A 17212-nucleotide genomic window follows, 5' to 3' on the forward strand; every position below is an offset into this window, starting at 1 on the left:
CGCAGGCCGCAGCATCACGCGTCGACCACGCGACAGATCCCCGGGTACGCGCAGCCGCCGAAGCCGCACGTGTCGGGCGACGGCTGCAGGCGGCCGGCGCGCAACTGGACGGCGAGCTGGCAGGCGCGCTCGGCGGCGTCGCTCAGCGCCTGCTCCAGCTCCTCCTCCGACCTCAGGTCCGTTCTGACGGCCAGCTCGCCGGCGTCGACGTCGTCGCGGATCACGCCGCGCGCGCGCAGGTCCTCGCCGCGCAGCGGCTGGTAGACGCCGCCGACCGGCTGGCGCCCGAGCAGCTCGCGCACGACGACCATGTAGAGCGCGACCTGCAGCTGATCCTCCGCGCGCCATGCCGCGACCGGCCAGCCTCTGCCGGGCCGCCCGCTCTTGTAGTCGCGCACGAGCGCCCGCCCGGCCCCGTCGAGGTCGACGCGGTCGATCACGCCGCGCAGGCGCAGCGGCTCGGCGCCGGCCGGCAGCGGCGGCGCGGCGGCAAGCGGATCGGCCGGGTCCGCGGCACCGCTCGCGCCGCCCAGCTCGAGCGCGGGCAGCGAGCCTTCCTCCTCCCCCATCCCGAACTTCAGCTCCAGCTCGGCCGGTCTGAACGGCCCGCCGGCGGCCGCCTCGTGGCGCAGCAGGCGCAGCACGTCGGCGACGATCTCGTGGGCGGCGGCGGCCTGGGCGGCGGCGCCGCGGCCGAGCACCCATCTCGGCGCCTCCTCCGCGACCGCCGCGCGCACGACCGCCTCGACCGGCGCGAAGTCCTCGTCCGCGCGCGGCAGCGGCCAGTCGAGCTGCGCGAGCGAGCGCTCCAGCACCGCGTGGATGCACGAGCCGCGCGTCATCGCCTCCGGGTCGGGCTCGAAGCGCGCCGGCTGCAGCTCGCTCTCGACGAACCAGCGCACCGGACAGCGCGCGTACTTCTCCAGCGCTCCCGCCGACAGCACGTCGCGCTGGCGCAGCTGGGCGGCGGCCGCGGCGGTCAGCGAGGCGATCGGGCGCGGCTCCACGCGCGGCGCCGCGAGCGCCTCGGAGCGGCGCCGCTCGGCGGGCGTCGGCGCGTCGGCGAGCGGCCACGTGACGGCCGACAGCGGGCGGTGCGACTCGGACAGCCCCGGCAGCACGGCGCGCACATCGTCGACGAAGAACGACGGCAGCGCGGGGTTGCCGTCCTCGTCGGCGTCGCGGGTGCTCAGCAGCAGCCGCCGCCGCGGCCGCGAGACGACCGCGTAGAAGAGGTAGCGCTCGTCGGCGAGCGCGTCCTCGCGCGGCGCCAGCCGGAGGTTCGCGACCGTGTTCAGCTCCCGCCGCACGTCGTCGGACAGGAACGGCTCCGGGTGCGCGGGACGCGGGAACTCGCCCTCCTGCAGGCCGCAGACGATCACGGTGTCGAAGCGGCGCGCACGGATCGCGAGCGGGTCGGCGACCAGCACCGCGCCGCTGCGGGGCGGCTCGCCGAGCGCGACCTCCAGCTCCCCGAGCGACGCCAGCAGCGCGTCCGGCGCCAGCAGCTCCGCGGCGCGGCGGGGTTCCGCGGCGGCCAGCTCGGCCAGCTCGTCGAGCGCGCGCAGCAACGCCGCCAGCGCCCGTGCGTCGGCCTCCTCGGCGGCGTCGAGCACGCGCGCGGCGCCCCTGTGCGGAGCGACGAACAGCGCCCGCGCCTCGCGCCCGAGCGCGCTCAGCAGCGCCCCGGGACCGTCGGCGGCGGCACCGCGCAGGCGGTCCAGCTCGCGCAGCGGCCAGCCGCCTCTGGCCTCCTCCCACGCCCTGCGCGCCCCGTCCAACCTGGTGATCGCATGACGCCGCACGGTCAGCTCCAGCCGGTCGGCCAGCTCCAGCTTCGCGAGCCGGCCGGGCGTGCGCAGGTAGGCGAGCAGATCGGCGGGGCGCGCCTCGTCGGGCAGCAGCGCGCAGCGCGCGAGCGCCAGCAGGCCGCGGCCGAGCGCGGTGTGCGCGAGCGGCACGCGCCAGTCGAGCGCGTGCGGGATCCCATAGGCGCCGAAGACCTGCTCGACGAGCGAGGCGCTGCGCGCGGGCGTCCGCAGCACGACCGCGATCTCCTCGCCCCTCACGCCCGCGTCGAGCAGCCTCAGCACATGCGCGGCGACCAGCTCGATCTCCGCCCGCTCGCCGCCGGCGACGAGCAGGCTGACGGCGTCGCCGGGGTCGGCCCCCTCCGCCCCCGGTTCGAACAGCCCGCGCTCCAGCGCGTGCAGCGGGACCCGCGCCGCCTCGTCGTACCAGTCGTCCAACGCCGGCAACTGCTCGACGGTGTCGGCGATCTGCGTCAGGTCCTCGACCGTTCTCGCACGGCCGGCGAAGGCGTCGCGGCCGCGCTCGTAGGTCATCGAGACGAGCACCTCGGCGTCGGCGATCCTGCCGACCGTCTCGATCGCGTCCAACTCGATCGGCGTGAAGTCGTCGAAGCCGTAGAAGACGACGGGCGTCTCGCCCCACGCGGCCGGCCGGGCGCGCAGCGCGTCGAGCGCGCGCCAGGCGAAGAGATCGCCGTCGACGCGGCCGAGCCGCTCCAGCGCGCGTGCATAGCGGTCGTAGATCGCGGCGACCTCGTGCAGCGTCGCGGGCGCGTCGGGCAGCGCGCGGACGGCGGCGGTCAGCCGCGCCGGCGTCAGCAGCGAGCGCTCCATCTCGGCCGTGAAGGCGCCCGCGGCGTGCAGGAAGCCGCGCGTTCTGGCGATCGGCGCGAGCGCCACCAGCGGCGCCTGCGCGATCGCGTCGGCGACGAGCCGTTCGCGCTGCAGCGGCGCGACCACGCGCGACGCGTAGCCGGCACGCTGCGCAAGCGCCCGCACGAACGCCGAGAACGTCCCGACGTGCCCGCCGCGCCGCACGGGATCTCTCTCCGCCAGCTCGCGCTCGTAGTACGCGACGTCCTCGGCGGTCGGCACGACCAGCCAGGGATCGCGCTTCAGGCGCGCGCGGAACGTGTCCAGCGCGACGCCGGCCTTGGCCGCGTTCGCCGGACCCGTGAGGAGCTTCAGAGGCATCGTGCTCCGCACTGCGAGTTCCACGGCAGCGCGCGGAGCCGCGCGGCGCGTCCGGGAACTCGCGGGGTCGTACGTCTCATCGCGTGCTGCACGACAGCACGCCGGCAGGACGACGCGCGTGCGGGAACGCGCGGCGCCTTAGGCGACAGCAGCCTCGTCGGCGACCGCGTCGATCGCTCTTCTGGCGGCGTCGGCGGCGAGCGCGCCCTCGGCGGGGGCCTCGGCCTCCGGCGGTCTGGCGCCCTCGCGCGCCCACGGCTCGTCGAACTCGACGCGCCATCTGCCCTCGGGCGTCTGCATCAGCGCCAGGCGCGAGCGGAACGATCTGCCGGCGCGGCTTCTGAAGCCGGTCACCGGTCTGTCGGTTCTGCCGGTGCGGATCAGCTCTCTCGCGATCGCGCCGGAGAGCGTCTTGCCGGCCTTCGCCTTCCAGATCACGAAGCCGCAGCCCGGATCCTCGCGCGCCCAGCAGGAGAAGCCCTTGCGGTTCTCCATGATGTCGTGGCCGCAGACAGGGCACGGGCCGAGGTTGGCGCGCGGGATCCGCACGTCTCTCAGCTTCGCGTCCAGCTCCGCGATCGTGCCCTCGGCGAACTTGACGATGTCGCCCATGAACGCTCTGCGCGAGTCGGTGCCCTGCTCGATCTTCGCGAGCCGGTGCTCCCAGTCGCCCGTCAGCGACGGCGACGTGAGCGGGTGCTCGCCGAGCAGCCGGATCACGTTGAGGCCCTTCTCGGTCACGACCAGCGAGCGGCCGTCGCGCTCGATGTAGCCGACCGCCAGCAGGCGCTCGATGATCGCGGCGCGGGTCGCCGGCGTGCCGATGCCGGAGTCCTTCATCGCCTCGCGCAGCTCCTCGTCGTCGACGAGTCTGCCGGCCGTCTCCATCGCTGCCAGCAGCGAGCCCTCGGAGTAGCGCCGCGGCGGTCTCGTCTCCTTCTGCTCGGAGCTGACCTCGCGCGTTCTGACCGCCTCGCCGTGCTCCAGCTTCGGCAGCTGCTGCTCGCGGCCCTCGTCCTCCTCGCCCTCTCTCGGCTCGGCGTCGGCGGACTCGCCGTAGACGCCGCGCCAGCCGGGCACGAGCATGACCTTGCCGCGTGTGCGGAAGACATGGCCGGCGACCTCGGTCTCGACGGAGGTGTTCTCGAACTCGGCGTCGGGATGGAAGACGGCGAGGAAGCGGCGCGCGACCATGTCGTAGATGCGGCGATCGTCGTCGCCCATTCTGTCGACCGGGTGCGGCGCTCTCGTCGGGATGATCGCGTGGTGGTCGGTGACTCTGGCGTCGTTGATGACGCGCGCCAGCGGCAGCACGTCGAGCGACAGCACGTATCTGGCGCCGGCGGCGTACTCGCTGCGCCCGCCGACGATCTCGGCGATCGGCTTGATCTCGGGGATCATGTCCGTCGGCAGGTAGCGCGAGGCGGTACGCGGATAGGTCAGCGCCTTGTGCTCCTCGTACAGCCGCTGCGCGGCGCCGAGCGTGCGTCTGGCGGAGAAGCCGAAGCGCGAGTTCGCCTCGCGCTGCAGCGAGGTGAGGTCGAACAGCAGCGGGACGCGCTCTCTGCGCTTTCTCTTCTCCAGCTTCGAGATGACGCCGTCGGTCGTGCGGCACGCCTCGACGACCGCGGCGGCGAACTCGGCCGTGCCGATCCGCGGGCCTCTGCCGTCGCCGCTGCCGGCGGCGACGTGGAAGCGACCGTCGTAGACGCGCTCCCCGTCGGCGGCGAAGGTCGCGTCGACGGTCCAGTACGGCTCGGATCTGAAGGCGCGGATCTCCTCCTCGCGGCGGGCGAGGATCGCGAGCGTCGGCGTCTGCACGCGGCCGAGCGAGACGGCGCCGTCGAACGACGAGCGCAGGCGGATCGTCGCCGCGCGCGTCGAGTTCATGCCGACGATCCAGTCCGCCTCCGAGCGCGAGCGGGCGGCGTCCTCCAGCGAGCGCATCTCGGAGCCGTCGCGCAGCTGGCCGAAGGCGTTTCTGATCGCCGTCTGCGTCATCGACGACAGCCACAGCCGCTGCACCGGCAGTCTCGCGCCGGCCTTCTCGAACAGGTAGGCGAAGATCAGCTCGCCCTCGCGCCCGGCGTCGCAGGCGTTGATGACGAGGTCGACGTCGTCGCGGCCGAGTTGGCGCTTGACCACGTTCATCTGTCTTCTGGAGCGCTCGTCGCGGACGACGAGTCTGAACTTCTCCGGCACGATCGGCAGATCCGCCATGCGCCATCTCTTGAACTTGTCGTCGTACTCGTCCGGCTCAGCGAGCTGGACGAGATGGCCGACAGCCCACGTCAGGACGTGGTCGGGGCCTTCGAGAAAGCCCTCGCCTCTTCTGAACGGGCCGGTCAGGACTCTGGAGAGATCTCTGCCGACTGAGGGCTTCTCGGCGATGACAAGGGTCTTCGGCATGGGCCGTGCAGCGTAGCGCCCTCGGCGCGGACCCGTCCTCAGCGCGCGCAGGGGCCGCTGGAGACGGTCACGCCGCGATGGGCGCCGACGAGCGCCGAACGGACGATCGCGTTCGGCACGCCATAGCCGCCGGGACGCCCGCTCGTGGTCGCCGCGAAGACCGTCGTCAGCACCCGGCCGCCCGTGTCCACGACCGGCCCGCCGGAGTTGCCGCTGCGCACGACGCCGCGCAGCGTCGTCAGCGGCCGCTGCACCGGCCCGTTGCCGTACGCGTCGTCGGACATCACCGTGCGCGTGGCGCCGATCCGCGCGGCGCGCGCGTCGAACGGGCCGTTGAGCGGATAGCCGAGGATCGCGCCGCCGGTGCCGCTGGCGGGGTCGTCCGCGAGCGCGAGCGCCGGCAGATCGAGCCCCGGCACGCGCAGCACCGCGACGTCGTTGCGCGCGTCGAAGTGGACGACGGAGGCGTTCAGCGACGGCCCGCTGCCACGGCGTTGGACGATCGTGTCGTCCTGGCCGGCGACGACGTGGGCGTTGGTGACGACGAGGTCGTCGCCCGCGACCCAGCCGGAGCCCTCGACGCCGAGCCCGCAGGCGCTGCCGAGAATCCGCACGACGCTCGGCGCGGCGGCGAGCACGCCGGGGTTGCGCAGCACTCGCCGCGACGGCGGCGCGACGTCGGCGTCGGGCCCGTGCAGCTGCGGCAGCGGGTCGAAGCGCGCGAGCGCGTTGAGGATCGGCCCCGACGGCGGCAGCGCCGCGTTGAGCCGTCTCAGCACCTGCGACTGCTGCACCTGCGCGCGCAGGTCGCGGATCCCCGGCGTCTGCAGCACGACCGCGCCCGCGACCCACACCAGCCCGAGCGCCAGCGCGGCCGTCAGCAGCGCGCCGAGCGCGCCGTCGAGCAACCCGAGGCCGGGCAGCCGCATCACGCCGCGCAGCCTCGCCCCGACGGTCTCCAGCACGCTCGACAGCAGCCCGCCGACCAGCAGCGCCCCGGCGAGCGCGAACAACGCCGCGTACGGCGAGTGCGAGCCGTCCGGCAGCAGCAGCGGGCCGACGCGCGCACCGACCAGCGCACCGACCGCGAAGCCGGCGAGCGAGAGCGCTCCGACGATGAACCCGCGCATCCATCCGAACAGCGCGAAGAGGGCGACGAGCGCGACGATGACCCAGTCGATCGTGGTCACGGGGACGACAAGTGTGACGGGTGGACCACCGCGGCTCGCGTGGGCGCCCGCACGCCATCCTGCAGCACCACAAAGAGCGGGTTTCCTGTTTGGCCCTGGATGACGTACCCTCCGCGTGCACGTGGAGGCAGGTAGCCGGTATGGGGGTGCGCGACGGAAACAGCCGTCGCGGTATTCCGCCGCAGACGTCGAGCGGCGGCGTCGACTGCTGCGCCGACTCCTCCCGGCCGTCGGGGTCCTGCTGGTGCTGCTGGTGGCGATCTGGCTGATCGCGGGCCGCGACCCGGGCCGCGGCGAGCGCGACGCCGTCCAGCAGTTCACGAGACTGTGGTCGAGAAACGACTACAGCGCGATGTACGGGCTGATCGACGCGAGAGCCAGAGCGCGCGTCACGCTGGAGCAGTTCCAGGCGCTCTACCGCGCCGCCGCCACGACGGCGACCGCCACCGCGGTCCTCCCCACCGGCCCCGCGAGCGACAAGCGGGGCGAGCTGGTGCCGATCCCCGTCGTCGTCAGAACGCGCGTCTTCGGCACGATCCACAGGCTGCTGCAGGTGCCGGTCAGCGGCTCCGGCGACGAGGCGAGAGTCGCCTGGACCACAGCGCTCGTCTTCCCCGGGCTGCGCAGCGGCGAGCAGCTCACGCGCCAGACCGCGCTGCCCGAGCGCGGCACGCTGCTCGCGCGCGACGACGCCGTGCTGGCGAAGGGCCCCGACCGCACTTCCGACATCCCCGACGTCGCGACGCAGATCGTCGGGCGCTTGGAGCCGATCCCGGATGCCGAGAGACCGGCGCTGGCCGCGCTCGGCTACCCCGACGACGCGCAGGTCGGCGTCTCCGGCCTGGAGCGCGTCTTCCAGCAGCAGCTCGCCGGCACGCCCGGCGGCAGACTGCTGGCCGGCGCGCGCGTGCTGGCCGAGACGCAGCCGAGAGCGGCGCCGAAGCCGGTCAAGACGACGATCGACCCGGAGATCGAGCGCTCCGCCGTCACGAATCTCGGCAGCCGCTATGGCGGGATCGCGGCGATCGAGCCCGCGACCGGCGAGATCCTCGCGCTCGCCGGGGTCGCCTACTCCGGCCTGCAGCCGCCCGGCTCGACCTTCAAGATCATCACGCTGACGGGCGCGCTGGAAGCGGGCATCGCGAGACCGGAGACCGAGTACCCCGTCGTCAGCGAGGCGCTGCTGTCCGGCGTGCCGATCCAGAACGCCAGCGGCGAGATGTGCGGCGGGACGCTCGTCGCCTCGTTCGCGCACTCGTGCAACTCCGTCTTCGCGCCGCTGGGCGCCAGACTCGGGCCGGAGAAGCTCGTCGACGTCGCGGAGCGCTACGGCTTCAACGCGCCGGTCGGCATCCCCGGCGCCGCGATCTCGACGATCCCGGCCGCGAGCGAGATGGGCGACGACCTCAACGTCGGCTCGACCGCGATCGGCCAGGGGATGGTGCAGGCGACCGCGCTGCAGATGACGCTCGTCGCGGCGACGATCGCCAACGGCGGCAAGCGCCCGGTGCCGACGCTCGAGTTCGGCGCCAGACCGCAGTTCGTGCGCGTCACCTCGCCGAGAATCGCGCGCGAGGTCGGGCGGATGATGGACGAGGTCGTCAAGGAGGGCACCGGCACGGCGGCGCAGATCGACGGCGTCGCGGTCGCCGGCAAGACCGGCACGGCGGAGCTGCGCAGCACGGTCGCGCCGGCCGACGGCGAGGAGGCGCCCGACTACCTGACCGACGACATCCCCGACACCGACGCCTGGTTCGTCGCCTACGCGCCGGAGCAGAACCCGCGGATGGCAGTCGGCGTGCTGTTCACGGAGGCGGGCGCCGGCGGCGACGTCGCCGCCCCCGCCGCCCGCGAGGTGCTCGTCGCGGGGCTGCAGAGACCGACAGGCTGAGGGCGCGCGCTTCGCCGGATCAGATGGCGCCGCATCGCGGATGCCGGGCGCCGGGCGGCGGGCCGATCAGGCCGGAGGCCTTGAGGCTCGCCGCGTGGTGATCCGGCGCCGCGAGGCGGTGCCAGATCGCCGGCGAAGCTAGAGGTCCAGCTCTACCACCGACGCCTCGCCGCCCTCGGTGGGCGTGATCTCCAGCTCGGCGGGCGAGTTCTGGTAGATCGTGTGGGGCACCTTGAACAGCACGAGCGAGCCCTGGATCGGGCCGGAGCCGGAGGCGCTGTCGGGATCCGGCTGGATCGGCTGGCCGTTGCCGCTCTTCTGCTCCACGAGGCGCGGGGCGTACTTGAACGGGTTGACGTCGCCGATCGGGATCGGCTCGTACTCGTTGCCGGCCGCGTCCTTGACCTTGAACTCGTCGGTCGACTCGTGCGGGGTGTCAGTCGTGTTCTCGACACGGACCCAGACGCCGAACCACTCGTCGTCCGCGCTCAGTCTCGCCTCGGCGGGGTCGACGGCCTCGAGGTACTGGCTGTCGTCGACCGCCTCGGGGTTGAGTGCGCGGCTGATCTGCACCTGGTAGACGAGGTTGCCGGCCTGCACGTTGACCGACTCGTTCTCACCGTGGGTGACGGGCTCGGTCTGGTTGTAGCCACAGGCCGCCAGCGTCATCGACGCCAGCAGCGCGCCGATGATCGGGGGGGTTCGCAGAAGTCTGTTCGTCATGAGCGGTCGCGGAGTCTACTGAGCTAGCGGCCGGCAACCGTCACTCGACCGCCACGATCCCGGTTCTCCTCCAGGATCGACTGCAGTCGGCGGGCGGCCTTCGCGGTCTTGCGCTTCCACCAGCCGCGACTCTCGCGCAGGCTGTCGGAGGGCATGTTGCTCTCGGCCTCGTAGCGGTACTCGACGCGCGTCATGTCGCCCGGCGCGTCGGACAGCGACCACGTGCCCATCGTGCGGTTGCGGTTGAACTTCCCGCTGCGACCGCGCTCGACGACCTTGTACGGCGAGACCTCGACGAGCGTGTAGTCGCCCCACGAGAAGCGGCTGAACGGCAGCTTCATCTTGAAGCGCACGCCCGCGCCGCGACCCTCGGTGTCCTCGCGCGTCAAGTGCCAGTCGACGAGGAAGTGGTCCTTGAACTCCGGGTGGTTGGCCACGTCGGCCAAGTAGGCGACGATCTCATCGCGCGGGCGGGCGATGAAGACGGTGGCGGTGACGGGCTCCATAGCGCGCTGAAGTCTAAAGGACGAACGGCCGAGAACGCCTGCTCGTCAGAGGCTCCCGGCGCCCGTGGGGCGTCAGGCCGCGCGCCGACGGCGGCGCTCGGGCCGCTGGTCGGTGATCCGCACGGTCGTGCCGTGCTCGCCGCCGTGCACCACGCGCGAGCCGACCGGCTGCTCGCGGCGTTCGCCGCGGCACAGCTCGCACAGCTTGCGGCCACCCTCGTAGTGGTGGATGCGCTCGCCGAGCAGCGGCGTGCGGTGACAGCCGTCACAGCTGTCGCGTCCCTCGGACAGCGCCATCACGCTGCGACGCAGCAGCTGACGCTCGAGGACGTCGGAAGACTGGAGCGAACGGAGCATGTCCAGGTATTCGGCTGCGCTGGGCGTGCGTCCTTTCATGACAGAAATCGTGCAAGGTTTCCATGCTGACGCACTAGAACTCTGTATGGCGGATAGAGTTTCGCCGCCGGCACGCCGGGTAGGAGGAGGGAGGCAGGGATCCCACGGGCCGATCGCTGCAACAAAACTTCGCTCGTAACAAGTGTTACTTGCACGTTCGACCCGACGCCCCCGCGTCGAGTCCGTGACGGAGGTCGAAGACATGCAGGCTCACACGTCGGGAACCCTCGCTGGCACCGGCACGTTCCGCTGCGTCGAGTGCGACTACGTGGTCTCACTCGCAGCCGCGGACGCACTTCCCCCCTGCCCCAGCTGCGGCGGCGCGCAGTTCGTGCGGGCCTCCCTCTTCACCGCGCAGCACGTCAGCGCCGAGACGCTTCCGCGCGGCCTGGACGAACAGGTGCAGCCGTGGCTCGCCGGCGTGCGCGCTCAGCTCGACCAGGCCGGCCAGTACCTGCTGTTCCAGGAGGACGACACGGCGGTCGTGCACCAGCTGTCGCGCGAGTGGACGCGGATCGGCCGCAGCCTCGCCGCCGACGTCCGCTTCGACGATCCAACCGTCTCGCGGCGCCACGCGCTGGTCGTACGCCGCGCCGACGGGGTGCGGGTGCTCGACGACCGCAGCCTCAACGGCGTCTTCGTCAACGGCGAGCGGGTCGAGTGGCACACGCTGCGCGACGGCGACGAGCTGGTCGTCGGCAGGCACCACCTGCACTTCGCCGACGTGCCGGTCGTCAGCGGCACGCGCGAGTTCCCCGCGCTCGCGGACCAGGGGCGGATCGCCGAACCGGCTTGAACCAACGGGCCGCGCGTCTATAGTGCGCGGCTCGATGGCGGTCACGATCGCGGTCCTCTCCCAGAAGGGCGGCACCGGCAAGACGACGACGGTGCGCACGTTGACGGACGTGTTCCGCCGGATCGGCCTCGACACGCTCGCGGTCGACCTCGACCCGCAGGGCAACCTGTCCGACTATCTCGACGTCGACCCGGCCGCCGAGCCGACCGTCGGCGACGTGCTGACCGGACGCGCCGTCGCCGCCGACGCGATCCACGGCGGCGTCCTGCCGGCCAACCTCGGCCTCGCCGAGGCGGAGCTGACGCTGGGCGGCAAGATCGGCCGCGAGCTGACCCTCAGACGCGCGCTGAGAGACGTGAAGGACGACTACGACGTCGTCCTGATCGACTGCCCGCCGGCGCTCGGGCTGCTGACCGTCAACGCGCTCGTCGCGGCCGACTACGCGCTGCTGTCCGCCGAGGCGCAGTACTTCGCGATGCAGGGCGTCGAGCAGGCGCTCGAGGTGATCGAGCTGGCGCGCGACAACCTCAACCCCGGGCTGGAGTGGCTCGGCGTCGTGCTGAACATCGCCGACATGCGCACGCGCCACTCGCGCGAAGCGTTCGACTCGCTCAGAGAGCACTTCGGCGAGAAGCTCGTCGAGCAGACGATCCGCTCCTCGATCGCCTACGCGGAGTCCGCCGAGCGGGCGCTTTCGATCGTCGACTACCGCCCGGACCTCGGGCTCGACTACCTGCGCGTCAGCGACGAGCTGCTCGGCCGCCTCGGCCTCAGAGGCGCCCGTCGCAGACTCAAGCCGCTGATCGACGCGGCCGCGAACGGGCACAGACCCGCCGCGAGCTGAGTTCGCGCGGCGCACGCTCGACGCCCCCGCGGGCGTCGATCCTCCGGTGCTCACACGAACGGGCCGTACCCTTGGTCTGTGACCTGCGCGCGCTCATCGCTCCTCCGGGCGCTCGTCGCCGCGCCGCTCGCGCTCGCCGTCGCGGGCGGGCTCGCGGGCTGCGGCAGCTCCGACCCGGTCGCGAGCGCGCTCCAGGGGCAGACGGTGACGGTCACGATCCCCGGCGCGATCGGCACGAGCACCGCCCCGGTCGCGCCGCAGGAGTCGCCCGCTGCGCCGGGGAGCGCGGACGGGGCCTCCAACGCCGCCGACCCGACCGACCCGCCGGCTGGTGGTGACGGAGCTGACGCGTCCGGCGACTCCGACACCACGCCCGTCCCCGCGCCGGGCAGCGGCACCGACGGCTCGACGCCCAGCGCCACCGCCGCGCCGGTCGCCTCCGCGCCGCGCCCGACGATCCACCTGCTGCAGACGGCGCTGCTGCGCGACGCGCCGGGCGGGCGCGTGATCGGGCAGCTGACGCCGAGAACCGAGTTCAACTCGCCGACCGTGCTCGCGGTCGTGCGCCAGCGCGGCAGCTGGCTGGGCGTGCTCAGCTCGGCGCTGCCCAACGACCGCGTCGGCTGGATCTCCGCGCGCGTCCGCTTCGAGGCGTTCCGCAACAACTACCGCGTCGACGCCTCGCTGGGCCGGCGCGAGGTCGTCGTGCGCCGCGCCGGGCGGATCGTGCAGCGCTTCCCGGTCGCGATCGGCGGCGTCGGCACGCCGACCCCGCGCGGCCGCTTCGCCGTCACCGACAAGCTGTTGACCCAGTCCGCCGCCTCCCCCTACGGCTGCTGCATCCTCGCGCTCAGCGGCCACCAGCTCGCGACGCCGCAGGGCTGGGGCGGCGGCGACCGGATCGCGATCCACGCGACCAACCTGCCCGAGACGATCGGCACCCGCGCCAGCCTCGGCTGCCTGCGCGCCCCGACCGAGGCGATTCGCAGAGTCGTTTCCACGGTCCCGCTGGGGACCATCGTCACCATCACCGCCTGACGACGATCGCCTGAGCGGCGATCAGGTCAACGTGACTACATCCGCACCTTGCGTCTCGAAGGGGACGCGGAGCACCTGCGCCCACCCCGCAGCGCGCTCGCGCAGCGCCTCCGCGACGGCGGCGGTCTGCTCGTAGTGGGTCCAGACGAGGACGGTCGGGCCGGCGCCGGAGATCGTCGCGCCGAGCGCGCCGAGGCTGCGCGCGTCCCTCACCAGCTCGGCCGAGCGCGGGTAGAGGTGGGCGCGGTAGGGCTCGTGCAGACGGTCGTCGAGGCCGCGGCCGACGAGGTCCCAGTCGCCGCGCGCGAGCCCGAGCGTCAGCAGCGCGGCGTGCGCGACGTTGTGGACGGCGTCGGCGATCGGCACCTCGGCCGGCAGCACGCCGCGCGCGGCGGCGGTGCGCACCGCCTCGTGCGGGACCACCAGCAGGCCTTCGAGGCCGGTCGGCGGCTCGATCCGCGTGACGCCGCCGTCGGCGCAGATCACGACGCCACCGTAGAGCGCGGCGGCGACGTTGTCGGGGTGGCCCTCGATCTCGCACGCGAGCCTGAAGACGTCGACGTCCAGCTCGAACAGGTGGTCGGCGGCCATCACGCCGGCGACGATCGCCGCGGCACTGGAGCCGAGCCCGCCCGACAGCGGGATCTGCGATCTGATCCGGAAGGTGAAGTCGGTCGACGGGTGCAGTCGCTCGAACGCGCGCACGCAGAGGTTGCGCCTGTCTCTGGCGATGTCGAGGTCGGTCTCGACCGCGAAGCTGCCGGTCTCGACGACCTCGACCTCCAACTGCAGCGACAGCGCCGCGGCGAGCACGTCGAAGCCCGGGCCGAGGTTGGCGGAGGAGGCGGGGACGCGAACGACGCGGCGGCGTTCCAAGGTCGTGTCCTCGCCGTCCTAGCTCAGCACGGCGTGCTCGACGGCCGTCAACGTCGGCTCGCACGGCAGCACGCCGCCGACCTGGTCCAGCGCGGTGTCCGGATCCTTCAGGCCGTGGCCGGTGCAGACGCAGACGATCCGCTCGGCGTCGCCCGCGCCGTGGACCATCAGACCGGCGACCGAGGCGGCCGAGGCCGGCTCGACGAAGACGCCCTCTCTGGACGCGAGGAAGCGGTAGGCGGTGAGGATCTGCTCGTCGGTGACCGCTCTGACCGCCCCATGCGAGGAGGACATCGCGTTCATCGCCTCCTCCCAGCGGGCCGGGTTGCCGATCCGGATCGCGGTCGCGATCGTCTGCGGGTTGGCGACCGGCGCGCCCTCGACCAGCGGCGCGGCGCCGGCGGCCTGGAAGCCGTACATCGCCGGTCTCTCGCCCAGCTCGTTGAAGCCCTTCCAGTACGCGGTGATGTTGCCCGCGTTGCCGACCGGGATGCAGAGCGCGTCGATCGAGCCGAGCTGCTCGATCACCTCGAAGGCCGCCGTCTTCTGGCCTTCCAGGCGGTATCTGTTGACCGAGTTGACGAGCGCGATCGGGTGGCGGTCGACGACCTCGCGCACGAGCTTCAGCGCCTCGTCGAAGTTGCCGTTGAGCGCGATCACGCGCGCGCCGTGCATCAGCGCCTGTGCGAGCTTGCCCGTCGCGATCTTGCCCTCGGGGACGATCACGGCGCAGCGCAGACCCGCGCGCGCGGCGTAGGCGGCGGCGCTGGCGGAGGTGTTGCCGGTCGAGGCGCAGATGACCGCCTCGGCGCCCTCGCGCACGGCTGCGGACACCGCGCACGTCATCCCGCGGTCCTTGAACGAGCCGGTCGGGTTGAGGCCCTCGAACTTGATCCAGACCTCCGCCCCGACGCGGTCGGACAGCGTCGGCGCGTGGATCAGCGGCGTCGAGCCCTCGCCGAGCGTGACGACGGGGTCGTCGGCGGCGAACGGAAGGCGGTCGCGGTAGCGCTCGATCAGTCCGACGCTCACGAGCTGAACTCCTCTTCGATCACGCGAATCGCGCGCGGTTGGGTGCGCAGCGCCGGCAGCGCGGCGATCTGCTCGACGGCGGCGAAGAAGCGCGACTCCAGCACCGGGTGCACGACCATCACGAGCCGCGCGTTGTCGCCGAGGCCCTTCTGCACGACCGACTTGACGGAGATCCCGTGCTCGCCGAGCACGCCCGTGATGCGCGACAGCACGCCGGGCTCGTCGAGCACCTCGAGGTGCAGGTAGAACGGCGAGACGACGTCGGAGACGATCTCCAGCCGTTCGCTCGTCTCCGGCGTCGAGGCCGGCGGGATCATCGCGCTGACGACGTCGCCGAGCACGGCGCTCGCGGTCTGCGGGCCGCCCGCGCCGGGGCCGGACATCGTGATCTCGGTGATCGCCTCGGACTCGATCGTGACGGCGTTGAAGGGACCGTCGATCGAGGCGAGCGGGTGGCGCGCGTAGAGGAACGCCGGGTGCACGCGCACGGAGATGCCGCCGTTGACGCGCTCCGCCGTGCCGATCAGCTTGAGCCCGAGCCCGAGGTCGCGCGCGTACTCGAGGTCGTCCGGGCCGATCCGCTCGATCCCCTCGACGGCGACCTGGTCGAGGTGCACCGGGGTGTCGAACGCGAGCCGCGCGACGATCGCCATCTTCGCGGCGGCGTCCTTGCCGTTGACGTCCTCGCTCGGATCGGCCTCCGCGTAGCCGAGCCGCTGCGCCGCGGCGAGCACGTCCGCGTACGGCGCGCCGGTGCGCGCCATCTCGCTGAGGATGAAGTTGGAGGTGCCGTTGACGATCCCGTGGATCCGCTCGACGTGCGCGGCCGCGAGCGACTCCTGCAGCACGCGGATGACCGGCACGACGCCGGCGACCGCCGCCTCGAAGCGCAGCTGCACCTGCTGCTCGCGCGCGATCCCCCACAGCTCCTCGCCGTGCTGGGCCAGCAGCTGCTTGTTGGCGGTGACGACGTGCTTGCCGGCGCGCATCGCGCGGATCACGTAGTCGCGCGCCGGCTCGATTCCGCCGATCAGCTCCGCGATCAGGTCACTGGAGGCGAGGATCTGCTCGAAGTCCCCTCTGGAGCGCGTCAGCACGCCGCCGATCTCGGGTCGCAGCCCGGTCACGTGCGCGATCTGCTCGGCGCGCAGCGGCAGCAGCTCGGCGAAGGCGGCACCGACGGTGCCGTATCCGAGCAGGCCGATACGGAAGGGCGCTGCGGTTGTGTCAGACGTCACGGGCTGCCAGATCGTCGTAGGTCTCGCGACGGACGACCACTCGTGCGTCGCCGTCCTTGCAGAAGATCACCGGCGGACGCGGGATCCCGTTGTAGTTGCTCGCCATCGCGTGGCCGTAGGCGCCGGTCGCGGGCGTCACGAGCACGTCGCCCGGCTGCGGATCGGCCAGCGGCACGTCGCGCACGATCACGTCGCCGGACTCGCAGTGCTTGCCGGCGACGTGGGCGGTCTCCCCCGTGCCGGCCAGCTGCGGCCGGTCGGCGAAGAACGCCTCGTAGACGGACCCGTAGAGCATCGGGCGCAGGTTGTCGGACATGCCGCCGTCGACGCCGACCCAGGTCGAGACGTTGCGCTTGACCGTCTCGACGGTGTAGAGCGTCACCGTCGAGTTGGCGACGAGCGAGCGGCCCGGCTCGATCAGCAGGCGCTTGTCCCTGCCGAGCAGCTCGTGCAGCGCGCTGACGTTCGCGTCGACCCACTCCTCGATCGCGGGCGGCTGCTGGCCGGCCGTGTAGGCGACGCCGAGGCCGCCGCCGAAGTTGTAGACGGGGAAGTCGCCGAGCGTCGCGAGCGCCTCGACCGCCGGGCGGTACGCCTCCAACGACAGCAGCTGCGAGCCGATGTGCATGTGCAGCCCGACCAGCTCGAGGCTGCCGGAGCCGCGCAGCCGCTCGATCGCGAGCTTCGCGTCGTCGAGTCCGAAGCCGAACTTCGAGTCGGCCTGGCCGGTCGAGATCTTCGCGTGCGTTCTGCCGGCGACGCCGGGCGTGACGCGAATCAGCACCCGCTGCGAGACGCCGCGGTCGGCCGCGACGCGCTCCAGCCGGTCGATGTCCATGAACGAGTCCAGCACGACGTGGCCGATGCCGGCGTCGATCGCCTGCTCCAGCTCGGCGAGCGACTTCGCGTTGCCGTGCAGGTAGATCCGCTTCGGGTCGAAGCCGCCGCGCAGCGCCAGCGCCAGCTCGCCGCCGGAGGCGACGTCGCAGACGAGGCCCTCCTCGGCCAGCAGGCGGTAGACCGCGGTGCAGGGGAACGCCTTGGAGGCGAACAGCACGTCGAAGTCGTCGTGGCGGGCTCTCATCGCCTCGACGTACGCCCGCGCACGCGTGCGGATGTCGTCCTCGGCGACGAAGTAGGCGGGCGTGCCGAATTCGCGCGCAAGCTCCAGCGCGTCGCAGCCGCCGATCTCGAGGTGTCCGAGGTCGTTGACGCGGCTGCCGAGCGGGAGCACGTGGGAGAGCTGGGTCGCGGCCATGGCGAGCGTG

At 72.8% G+C, this 17212-nt stretch carries 14 protein-coding genes; 4 read left to right on the plus strand and 10 right to left on the minus strand.

Annotated elements, in window-relative coordinates; translation table 11 throughout:
- Positions 1-14: 14 nt before the first annotated feature.
- The 3 genes from Q7L65_RS02340 to Q7L65_RS02350 form a co-directional block, all read right to left on the minus strand.
- Positions 15-3005: a PD-(D/E)XK nuclease family protein gene (locus tag Q7L65_RS02340; RefSeq protein ID WP_304718607.1), complete on the minus strand. Its 2991-nt coding sequence runs from the start codon at positions 3003-3005 to the stop codon at positions 15-17.
- A 138-nt stretch (positions 3006-3143) separates the two neighbouring features.
- Positions 3144-5414 (minus strand): type IA DNA topoisomerase, encoded by a 2271-nt coding sequence (locus Q7L65_RS02345; protein ID WP_304718608.1) that lies wholly within the window; start codon positions 5412-5414, stop codon positions 3144-3146.
- A 38-nt stretch (positions 5415-5452) separates the two neighbouring features.
- The gene (locus Q7L65_RS02350) at positions 5453-6604 is read right to left on the minus strand and encodes a MarP family serine protease (protein ID WP_304718609.1); all 1152 of its coding nucleotides are present in this window, start codon (positions 6602-6604) and stop codon (positions 5453-5455) included.
- A gap of 253 nt (positions 6605-6857) precedes the next feature.
- Here Q7L65_RS02350 and Q7L65_RS02355 point away from each other — a divergent pair, with 253 nt between their 5' ends.
- On the plus strand, positions 6858-8495 hold the full coding sequence (locus tag Q7L65_RS02355) for a penicillin-binding transpeptidase domain-containing protein (protein WP_304718610.1): 1638 nt from the start codon (positions 6858-6860) through the stop codon (positions 8493-8495).
- Between the two features lie 138 nt (positions 8496-8633).
- Here Q7L65_RS02355 and Q7L65_RS02360 read toward each other — a convergent pair whose 3' ends face one another.
- The 3 genes from Q7L65_RS02360 to Q7L65_RS02370 all read right to left on the minus strand — a co-directional run bounded on the left by Q7L65_RS02360 (position 8634) and on the right by Q7L65_RS02370 (position 10081).
- Entirely contained in the window at positions 8634-9218 is a 585-nt protein-coding gene (locus Q7L65_RS02360) for a hypothetical protein (protein ID WP_304718611.1), read from the minus strand.
- A 23-nt stretch (positions 9219-9241) separates the two neighbouring features.
- On the minus strand, positions 9242-9724 hold the full coding sequence (locus Q7L65_RS02365) for an SRPBCC family protein (RefSeq protein ID WP_304718612.1): 483 nt from the start codon (positions 9722-9724) through the stop codon (positions 9242-9244).
- Positions 9725-9796: 72 nt separating this feature from the next.
- Positions 9797-10081 (minus strand): hypothetical protein, encoded by a 285-nt coding sequence (locus tag Q7L65_RS02370; protein WP_304718613.1) that lies wholly within the window; start codon positions 10079-10081, stop codon positions 9797-9799.
- Between the two features lie 223 nt (positions 10082-10304).
- Between Q7L65_RS02370 and Q7L65_RS02375 the strand changes: the two genes are divergently transcribed.
- The 3 genes from Q7L65_RS02375 to Q7L65_RS02385 all read left to right on the plus strand — a co-directional run bounded on the left by Q7L65_RS02375 (position 10305) and on the right by Q7L65_RS02385 (position 12798).
- Entirely contained in the window at positions 10305-10916 is a 612-nt protein-coding gene (locus Q7L65_RS02375) for an FHA domain-containing protein (protein WP_304718614.1), read from the plus strand.
- Positions 10917-10950: 34 nt separating this feature from the next.
- Positions 10951-11760, plus strand: coding sequence for a ParA family protein (locus Q7L65_RS02380; protein ID WP_304718615.1), 810 nt, complete (start codon positions 10951-10953; stop codon positions 11758-11760).
- Positions 11761-11838: 78 nt separating this feature from the next.
- Positions 11839-12798, plus strand: coding sequence for a L,D-transpeptidase family protein (locus Q7L65_RS02385; protein WP_304718616.1), 960 nt, complete (start codon positions 11839-11841; stop codon positions 12796-12798).
- A gap of 21 nt (positions 12799-12819) precedes the next feature.
- Here Q7L65_RS02385 and thrB read toward each other — a convergent pair whose 3' ends face one another.
- The 4 genes from thrB to lysA are packed head-to-tail and all read right to left on the minus strand — an operon-like array spanning position 12820 to position 17202.
- On the minus strand, positions 12820-13674 hold the full coding sequence (gene thrB, locus Q7L65_RS02390) for a homoserine kinase (RefSeq protein WP_304718617.1): 855 nt from the start codon (positions 13672-13674) through the stop codon (positions 12820-12822).
- 18 nt (positions 13675-13692) lie between these two features.
- Positions 13693-14706 (minus strand): threonine synthase, encoded by a 1014-nt coding sequence (gene thrC / locus Q7L65_RS02395; protein ID WP_304718618.1) that lies wholly within the window; start codon positions 14704-14706, stop codon positions 13693-13695.
- Positions 14703-15944, minus strand: coding sequence for a homoserine dehydrogenase (locus Q7L65_RS02400; protein ID WP_304718619.1), 1242 nt, complete (start codon positions 15942-15944; stop codon positions 14703-14705). Before Q7L65_RS02400 ends, thrC begins: the two co-directional genes overlap by 4 nt.
- Positions 15934-17202 carry a diaminopimelate decarboxylase gene (gene lysA, locus Q7L65_RS02405; protein ID WP_304718620.1) on the minus strand — a complete coding sequence of 423 codons (1269 nt, stop codon included), beginning with the start codon at positions 17200-17202 and terminating at the stop codon, positions 15934-15936. The genes Q7L65_RS02400 and lysA overlap by 11 nt, the downstream gene beginning before the upstream one ends.
- Positions 17203-17212 lie beyond the last annotated feature (10 nt).

The sequence above is a fragment of the Conexibacter sp. CPCC 206217 genome, from assembly GCF_030646165.1.
Lineage (GTDB): Bacteria > Actinomycetota > Thermoleophilia > Solirubrobacterales > Solirubrobacteraceae > Conexibacter.